The sequence below is a fragment of the Desulfobaculum sp. genome, from assembly GCF_054921475.1.
Genome location: NZ_JBUDSW010000153.1, coordinates 1 through 8,869, shown reverse-complemented (window position 1 = coordinate 8,869; position 8,869 = coordinate 1). Strand labels below are relative to the sequence as shown.

Genomic DNA, 8,869 nt, shown 5'->3' with positions numbered 1-8,869 from the left:
CGCCCCCAAAGAGCACAAAAAAAACGCCGAAACCGCAAAGCGGCTTCGGCGTCGAAAAAATGGCGCGCAGGGTGCGCGGGGGACTATCGTTTCCGGCGGGCGGCCACAAGGCGCTGCGCCCAGTCGATGGCGGCGGCAAGGCTGCCCGTATCCGCCACATACTTTCCGGTGATGTCATAGCCTGTGCCATGGTCCACGGAGGTGCGCACCACAGGCAGGCCAAGGGTCACGTTCACGGCTTCGGAAAAGTGCATGAGCTTGAGCGGCGCAAGGCCTTGATCATGATACATGGCCAGCACCGCGCTGTAGCGGCCCTGCACGGCAAAGTGGAACACCGTGTCCCCCGGCAGCGGCCCCACGGCGCTGACGCCTTCCTCGCAGGCCTGCTGCACGGCAGGGGCAATGATGCGCTCGTCCTCGGTGCCAATTTTGCCGGACTCACCCGCGTGGGGATTAAGGCCGCACACGGCGATGGGCGCGTCGTCAACGCCAAGGGCGCGGACCAATTCATGGGTCAGGTGCAGACACTTGACCACACGCTCCTGCGTGATGAGGCCGGGGACGTCGGCAAGGCGGGGGTGGGTGGTCACAAGGCTGACCTTGAGCTTCGGCCCGCCCAGATGCATGCAGATATTCTCGCGCCCAGCGCCAAGGCGCTCGGCAAAGAACTCCGTATGACCGGGAAAATCAAAACCGGCGTCCTGCAGCATGGCCTTATTGAGCGGACAGGTGACCACACCTGCGGCCGCACCATCGCGCAGCAGTTCGCACGCGGCATCCAGCGTGACGCCAGCGGCGTAGCCGCCCTCGGTGCGTGCCTCGCCGGGGTGGACGGCTGTGTCCTCAAGGCCAGCAGGAACCAGCAGGCAGACAGACGCATCCGGCGCATCGGCAGGGTGCGTCACCCGCGTCCAGAAGGGCGCAATGCCTAGGCGCTCTGCATGGTACAACAGGCCCTGCTCCGGGCCAATCATCACAATGCGCGAGGAGGGGCGCTCCCCGCCGCCAAGCAGGCGGCAGGCCAGCTCGGGACCAAGACCGTTCGGGTCGCCAAGGGTAAGAAGCAGTGTATTTTCAGGCATAGCGGGAGAAGAGTACGCAAGCGAGCCCCCGCAGTCCAGCACCGGACTGCGGGGGCGCAAAATATCCTACCGCCACGAAACGCCCCGCCACCCCTGCGCGGCGCTACGTGGTCACGACAGAGTTCTCACAATCGCCAAAATTACTGCGGACGTACGTATCCGCCGCGTCATCATTCTCCCACATCTCTTTATCCAGCAGATAGCGGTACTGGAACGACTTCCCGGTTTCAAGGTTCAGCGTCACGGTAAAGGAGCCGTCCTTCAGGCGCTTCATGGGCGTTGCCTTTTCGTTCCACTCGTTAAACTCACCGACAAGTGTGGCGGAGCCCGCTCCGTTGGCGGCTTCCTTGGGAAGCCGGAACGTCACCTTGCATACCGGCTTGCTCCGCAAATACATCTTCTTTAGGGACATAAGCTTCCTCCTTAGGGCATTCCTCGTGGAGTATACCCCAACCATCAATTTCGGTTCAAGCGTCAGGCGCGGTCACGCCCAATTTTTTATAGACGGCAAGGTATCCCTCGGCCGAACGCGGCCACGAGAATGACGCCTTCATGGCGCTGCTGCGCAGCTGGGTCCATTTCTTGGGCTTATCCCACACGGACAGAGCATCCATAATGGCGCGCAAAAAGGCGCTGGGGTCACCGGGGGCAAAGGTAAATCCCGTCGCGCCGTAGCGGGGGTATGGCACGATGGTGTCGCGCAGGCCGCCCACCGCGCTGGCAATGGGCACCGTGCCAAAGCGCAGGGAATACATCTGCGTCAGCCCGCACGGCTCATAGCGCGACGGCATCAGAAAAATATCCGTCCCGGCCTGAATGTAATGCGCCAACTCCTCCGTGTAGCCAATGCGCGCGGCAAGGCGGCCCTGATACTTCTCCGTCAGCTCCATGAGCTGCGCCTCAAATTCAAGGTTCCCTTCACCAAGCACCACCACTCCTACGCCAATTTTCATCAGCGCGGGCAGGATATCAAGGAGCAGGTCTATGCCCTTCTGCCGCCGCAGACGGCCAATAAACCCAAGCAGCGGGCGCGTGGCGACGATGGGGTCCATACCGTATTCACGCAGCAGGTGTTCCTTGCAGATGCGCTTGCCCTTCATATTGCCGCGGCAATAAGGGTGCGGCAGATACTTGTCCCCGCGCGGGTCCCATACGTCGTAATCCGCGCCGTTCAAAATACCCGTCAAATCCGCCGAACGTTTACGCAGTATACCTTCCAGCCCACAGCCAAAGGCCTCGGTCTGCACTTCTTCGGCGTAGGAGGGGCTGACCGTGGTCACATGGTCGGCGTAGGCAATGCCAGCCTTCAGCATATTAAAGTCGCCCCAAAACTCCGCGCCGTCCATATTCCACGCCGAGGTCGGCAAGCCGCACTCCCAGAACAAGCGCGACGAATACCGCCCCTGAAAGGCAAGGTTATGGATGGTGAGAACGGTTTTAATGTCCTTCCAGAAGGGGTCAATCTGCCGCCAGTAGTGCAGGTAGGCCATGCTGAGCGCGGCCTGCCAATCATGGGCGTGAACCACATCCGGCGTGCGGCCCATAAACTTGCACCACTCCAGCGCCGCGCGGCAGAAGAAGACAAAGCGCTCGCAGTTGTCGAAATAGTCGCCGCGGTGGGTATTGTAATAGAAGCGGCGGTCGAAATACTCGCCCCGGCTGATGAAATAGACGGGAACGCCCTGATAGTCCGAGTGGAAGACCTCGGCCGTGGTCGGCGGCCACGGGTAGCCCACGGGAACATCAGAATGCAAAAGCCGGACAGGATAGCCGGCCGTGGAAAGACGGCCATAAAATGGCGTGACAACGGCAACGTCCACACCCGTCTCCGCCAGCGCCGGAGGAAGCGCGCCCAGCACGTCCGCCAGCCCTCCTGTTTTGGAGAAGGGGTACATCTCGGAAGTTATGTGGAGAATCAACGGCCTATCAGCCATCAACGCACCATGCCCCGCCTGGCCGGGGTGGTCTTCGCAGCCCTTATGTCAACGTATGCTCCCGAAGCCATTGCGCGAAGTCACTGACAATCTTCGCATGGTCAAAGGCTAATTCCGGAAGCGCGTCCAAAGGAAAAAACCGGGCGTCCCCTGCGTCGTCCCCCGCCTGCAAGGCATCCGGGTCCGTCGTTGTCCCAACAAAGGTGACGCTGAGGGTGTGCATGCGTGGGTCGCGTGCGGGGTCGGAATAGACCCCAAGCATCCCGGCAAGCTGCACGGCAAGGCCCGTTTCTTCAGCCAACTCGCGTACTGCCGCCTGCTCCACCGTTTCGCCGCAGTCAACAAATCCCCCGGGAAGCGCCCACCCAAGGGGCGGATTGCGGCGCTCCACAAGGACAATTCCCCTCTGCGGGGCATACACCACCACGTCCACTGTTGGGACGGGATTGCAGTACTGCTCAAAACGTTTTCCGCAATGCGGACACTGTGTCTCTTTCATCATGAGGCAATGCCTTCCAACACTCTCATCTTCTTCCCCTTGCGTCCAGAGGGTCGTGAATTTTCCTATGGTTCATCATGACGCGCATGAGACATCCCCGTGACACTTGGGTACGTCATGCCCCACCCAAGGACAAGATAAGTTTGCGCCATTTCCGCTGGTTCGTGCGGGGTCAAATTTTTTGAACGGTCCCAAATGGTGACATGCGGCGGTTTTTCCGCGCTCCCCTGCCCGTGCTTGCCCGGCTCGCACAAGGGCTCAGGCCCCGGCGTGCGTATGCTCAGCCCAAGCTATTCCCATCTGGAATACCCTGAAGGATACCGGAAAACGTCTTTCCCGGGCCCGGCCAAGCACGGCGCAGCCCGCCCTGTATCAGGGCGCGCAGCCGCCTGAGCAATGAACTGGAGGAAAGAAAAATGCGGACGGGAACCGTCCTAAGCACCCGCGCAGACCGCGACAGGGCATACAAAACAAAAACCGGCTTCTGGGGGCGCAACCCCAAAAGCCGGCTTCTGCAAAACAAAGAAGGTATTTTGAATAGAGCAAGTCGCGGGCCAACTTTGAAATTGCCAGCGCTTTTTCAAATAAATCAAATAATACCGGGCGATTATAGATTTCACCACAAACCACCCGCTGCCTCGAACTGCCATTTTGGGGTCAAATTTTTTAAACCTCAGGAGGATTCTCCAGCAATCGCCCCAAAAGGAGTCAAAAATTTTTGACCACCCCCGGAAAAGGCACCGGAAAGAGGCTTGGCCTCCCCTTAAAAACATTGGCAGACCGCAAAAAACTCAAAAAAAAGCCCACGCTGCATGCGTGGGCTTTGTCGCTGCGGCACGGCGCGCCGGGGCGCGTGTCCTGCGCTAGGCGGCAGGCTGGCACACGGCAAAGCCTGCCGCTTCCAGCTCGGCGCGGGAGATGGCTCCCTCGCGGTAGATGGTCAGCTCGCCGGGGCGTTCGATGCCCACCACGGTGGACGGGTCGCCGCCGCGGGGCCACGGCTCCACGTCCAGCACATCGTCCACACCAGCGGTCAGGGCCGGATCAAGGGCCGAGGGACGCGCGACGGCGCTTTTGCCGCTGATATTGGCACTGGTGGCAACCAGCGGCACGCCGGTACGGCGCGCAAGTTCGGCGGCGACGGGATGCGGCGTCACACGCACGGAGGTCAACCCGCGCCGGTCCTGAATCTGCGGGGGCAGACCGGGCAGCGTGGGCACCAGAACGGAGAGCGGACCCGGCCAGAAACGCTGGCCCAGTTCGAACAGGTCGTCCGGCATCCAATTGGTAATGAGCGACAGCTGTTCCGTCTCCGCAATAATGAGCGGAAGCGGCTTGGAGTGGTCGCGATTCTTCAGGGCGTACACACGGGCTGCGGCGGCTTCGTCCAGCCCGCTACACCCAATGGCGTACAGGGTTTCCGTGGGGTAGACGAGGACGCCCCCGCCCGTAACCACGGCGCATGCACGCTGCATGGCGGTTTCTATTTCGTGCACCAGTCTTCTACCATTTCTTCAAGTGTTTCAGGGTCGTATGTGGGCTGATCGTACATCCCCTTGGCCATGCGCTGCCTGTAGGCTTCGTACATAATGACGGCGGCGGCCACGGAAACGTTCAGGCTCTGCACCATACCCTGCATGGGGATGTAAATCTGATCGGGAACCAGCGCGTCCAGCTCCGGGTCTACGCCCCGGTGCTCGTTGCCCAGCATAAAGACCGTGGGCTGCGTGAGGTCATAGTCCATCAGCGGGCGCGCCGTTTCGGAAAAGCCCGTGGACAGGATTTGGTACCCGTCTGCGCGCAGACCGCCAACAAGGCTTTCCGCGCTGCTATGGCGAACGCACTCCACCCACTTTCGTGCAGAACCGGACGACTTGCGCCCGATGTTGGGGAATGCGGTGTCAGTATAATACAGATGAACGCGAGGAACGCCAAAGGCGTCGCAACTGCGCAGGATGGCGGAAACATTATGCGGATCCCAGATATTGGCCATGATGAGCGACAGGTCCTTCTGCCTATGCTCAAGAACGTAGCGCATCTTTGCCTTGCGCTCCGGGGTGCGGCACTGCGGTATTTTTTTCATCCGTCTCCTCTTTTGTAAGAAGGGGTCACCCGGTGGCCCGGGCCAAAAGTTCGGTCCGCTCATTACACGTTTTTGCCCTAATTGGAAATAACCCGCCCACACCGCCATTTTTCATGAAATCCGTTCATATGCCAAAAAATACCCTTGACGAGCAACCCGTTAGTTTTGATAAACGTTTCTCAACAGGCGAGGCGTCAAAGCGCCTGCTCTTTTTTTCACAACTCAAGTGACAGCGCGGCGACACTGCCGCCGCATGCAGTCCCTGAAAAAAAGACGTACAATATAATTGATTTTTTCGGCATTAGCTGACAAAAGGATTTCACCGCCAATTGTTCTTTTTTTCTCAAGGCGTGCGCTTTTTTCCCTGTACGGAAGTGCCCTCTGTACAACGGAAATCCGCCGTCACCAGTTGAGACGGATTGTCAGCGTCGGCCACACAAGGCCGACACCGCCAATGCCGGGGGGACGCCCTTGCCGAAACCGCTTATCGGCCCGGGCGTATTGGAACAAATCCGACAGGGAGCATACCGCCAAACCGCGACCTGCCGCCTTTGGAGCCCGTTCGTGGACCGCTTGGTCCTACCGTCCGAACGTGCTTGCCGCATCCTCACGCACGACAACTCCGCCCCAACACGCGACGACAGCGCACTGTGCGCCGACGAAGAGTGCCCTTCGCGACGCATCGACACGGCTTGAGATGAGTGACGCAGTTGGACGGGCAAACGACGACTGTTTGCTTGCCCACCAATTCCCTTCGAAACGCTTGTTGTCTGATGGAGGATCTTGATGGTTGATAAAGCAAAAGCCGCCGTTCAAGAGGTGATGTTCGATAAGAGGCGATTCTTCGCCATGCTTACGGGTATTCTCCTTTTTGTCGTGGTGTACTGGTCCCCCCAGTGGGCCGACGCCATCGACCCGGCTGGCAAACACTTCGTCCTCACGCGTGAGGGCAAGGGCGCGCTGGCAGTATTTCTGCTTGCCGGCACCTGGTGGGTGTTTGAAGTTGTTCCCATCGGCATCACTTCGCTGCTGATTGGCATTCTTCAGGCGCTGTTCCTCATCCGCCCGGCTAAGGCCGCGTTTAAGGACTTCATGGACCCGTCCGTGATGTTCATCTTCGCATCCCTTATTATTGGCGCTGTCTTCACCAAGACAGGCCTCACCAAACGCCTGGCCTACAAAATGCTGGGCATCGTCGGTGAACGCACGTCCATGATCCTTTTGGGCACGTTCGTGGTTTGCGCTGCACTGACGCACATCATGGCCCACACCGCTGTGGCCGCAACGCTCTATCCGCTTCTGGTTGCCATTTACAGCCTCTACACCGACGAGACCAAGCCGACCAAATTCGGCAAGGCGCTCTTTATGGGTATGGCCTACGTGGCTGGTGCCGGTTCCATCGTCACTCTGCTTGGTGCAGCGCGTGGCGCGGTGGCCCTTGGCTTCTTCAAGGACATCATGAATCAGGACGTCAGCTTCTTTACCCTGACCTATTACATGGCGCCCATCGGCTGGACCATGACCTTCCTGCTGTGGGGCTTCTTTATGCTGCTCCTGCCGCCGGAACGCAAAACCATCCCCGGCATCCGCGAAAAAGCCGCAGAGCTGAGTGCTCAGCTCGGTCCCATCACCCGTGATGAGATTATGGCGGCCGTCATTGTGGGTGGCGCCATCCTCACCATGAGCCTGCGCTCGTTCATCCCGGCTCTGCAGCCTATCGACAAGACCGCCATTATCCTGTCCTCCACCGTGCTGTTCTACGTCTTCAAGATCCTTGATCTCAAGAATCTCGAAGAAGTCCCGTGGAACATCATCCTGCTGTTCTCCGGCGCGATGAGCATTGGTTTCTGTCTGTGGGAGACGGGTGCCGCCAAGTGGCTGGCCGTCAACTGGCTGACCCTGTTCGAGCAGGCGCACTGGTTCGTGTTTGTCATGGGCATTGCCTTCTTCGTCATGATGATGACCAACTTCATCATGAACGTTGCGGCCATTGCCATCTCCCTGCCTGTTGCGCTGGTTATCGCCCCCTATCTGGGCGTTGCCGGCGAAGTCATCCTGTTCTCCTCCCTGGTCGTGGCGGGCATGCCGTTCCTGCTCCTTGTGGGCGCGGCGCCAAACGCCATTGCATACAACTCCAAGCAGTTCACCAGCGGTGAGTTCTTCCTCTACGGAATTCCCGCCAGTATCCTGCTGATGGTTGTAACCGGCCTTGCGGTGATGTTCCTGTGGCCTGTCATGGGCATGCCCATTACCATCCCCGTAGGAGGATAAGAGGACATACACAGTACGCTATGCGGGGCGGCAGCGGCGGATTTCTCCGCCGCAGTCGCCCTGCCCAAAACATGATTCTGATGGAGAAAATCACAATGCCTCAGCTTCAAAACCTGTTGAACAACATCATCAACCGGGTCAACGTCAACCTTCGCGAATTTACGGACGTCGGCCCGCATATCAGACACCTTGTCGACAGGAAAAGACTCGCCGGATTTTACGCCTTCTATGGCCTAACCCAGCATCATCCGCTCTATTTCAAGTTCAATAAATCCTGCCTGTCCGGCACCTATCTCCTCGGCAAGTGCGAGGTAAACCGCTCCATCATCTACAAGAGTGACATCCGCGGCGACGAGCTCAAGCGCCGTGGCGATGTGGTCCCGTTCGGGGACATGAAGATCCGCCTGTTCCAAGACGAAATCATCTACATCCGCGACAGCTACCTCATCAAAACCCTCGTTCACAACCATTCCCACGACCCTGAAAACCTTGAAAAATTTGGCATCCGAAACACCGTTGCCCTGCACTGGTCCAACATCCACGGCGCGCCCGTCGAGGGCTGTTTCCTCGGCCCCTTCGCCACCGTGGACCTGACCAGCGCCCACAACTGTGTGTTCGGCACCTACTCCTATACGCAAGTCGGCGAGTTGGTGAACACCTTCGTCAAGCCCGGCCAGGTTTGGATTCGCACCAAGGACTTTGAATTCAACTACCAGTTCGACGAAGAAGTGCTTCGCCGTTATGTCGCTTACGAAACCGGCAAGGCCCCCTCGGGCATCCTCATGGACTACGTTGAGGAACGCAAAGCCGACTTCATGCCCATCTACAGCTCCATACAGGAGCACCCCGTTCCGGTGCCTCCGGGCGCATCCCTGTCGCCGTACGCGGTGGTCAAGGGCCAAACCCGCATCGACAAGAACGTCCTCGTAGCCCAGCGCGCCTACCTTGAGGAAGCATGGCTCGGCCATGGCTCCAACGCGCAGGAAAACTGCTACATCGT

Annotated in this window: 7 protein-coding genes and 1 pseudogene; 2 read left to right on the top strand and 6 right to left on the bottom strand. The window is 59.1% G+C overall.

Annotated features, from left to right (window positions below; genetic code table 11):
- Nucleotides 1-83: 83 nt before the first annotated feature.
- From pdxA to ACY69P_RS10710, 6 genes are all read right to left on the bottom strand, one after another.
- Nucleotides 84-1,082, bottom strand: a complete 999-nt coding sequence (pdxA, locus tag ACY69P_RS10735; protein ID WP_462327463.1) for a 4-hydroxythreonine-4-phosphate dehydrogenase PdxA — start codon at nucleotides 1,080-1,082, stop codon at nucleotides 84-86.
- A 103-nt stretch (nucleotides 1,083-1,185) separates the two neighbouring features.
- On the bottom strand, nucleotides 1,186-1,494 hold the full coding sequence (locus ACY69P_RS10730) for an isoamylase early set domain-containing protein (protein WP_459899341.1): 309 nt from the start codon (nucleotides 1,492-1,494) through the stop codon (nucleotides 1,186-1,188).
- Between the two features lie 55 nt (nucleotides 1,495-1,549).
- Nucleotides 1,550-3,016 carry a glycogen synthase GlgA gene (gene glgA, locus ACY69P_RS10725; protein WP_462327462.1) on the bottom strand — a complete coding sequence of 489 codons (1,467 nt, stop codon included), beginning with the start codon at nucleotides 3,014-3,016 and terminating at the stop codon, nucleotides 1,550-1,552.
- A gap of 43 nt (nucleotides 3,017-3,059) precedes the next feature.
- On the bottom strand, nucleotides 3,060-3,518 hold the full coding sequence (locus ACY69P_RS10720; RefSeq protein WP_404844584.1) for an NUDIX domain-containing protein: 459 nt from the start codon (nucleotides 3,516-3,518) through the stop codon (nucleotides 3,060-3,062).
- Nucleotides 3,519-4,378: 860 nt separating this feature from the next.
- Complete coding sequence (locus tag ACY69P_RS10715) at nucleotides 4,379-4,990, bottom strand: L-threonylcarbamoyladenylate synthase (RefSeq protein ID WP_459899337.1); 612 nt, start codon at nucleotides 4,988-4,990, stop codon at nucleotides 4,379-4,381.
- Between the two features lie 8 nt (nucleotides 4,991-4,998).
- Nucleotides 4,999-5,589, bottom strand: coding sequence for a TrmH family RNA methyltransferase (locus ACY69P_RS10710; RefSeq protein WP_459900090.1), 591 nt, complete (start codon nucleotides 5,587-5,589; stop codon nucleotides 4,999-5,001).
- A 795-nt stretch (nucleotides 5,590-6,384) separates the two neighbouring features.
- Between ACY69P_RS10710 and ACY69P_RS10705 the strand changes: the two genes are divergently transcribed.
- Together ACY69P_RS10705 and ACY69P_RS10700 are read left to right on the top strand one after the other, a co-directional pair.
- Entirely contained in the window at nucleotides 6,385-7,869 is a 1,485-nt protein-coding gene (locus ACY69P_RS10705) for an SLC13 family permease (RefSeq protein WP_404844581.1), read from the top strand.
- A gap of 95 nt (nucleotides 7,870-7,964) precedes the next feature.
- A pseudogene (locus tag ACY69P_RS10700) lies at nucleotides 7,965-8,869 on the top strand (transferase); the annotation flags it as partial.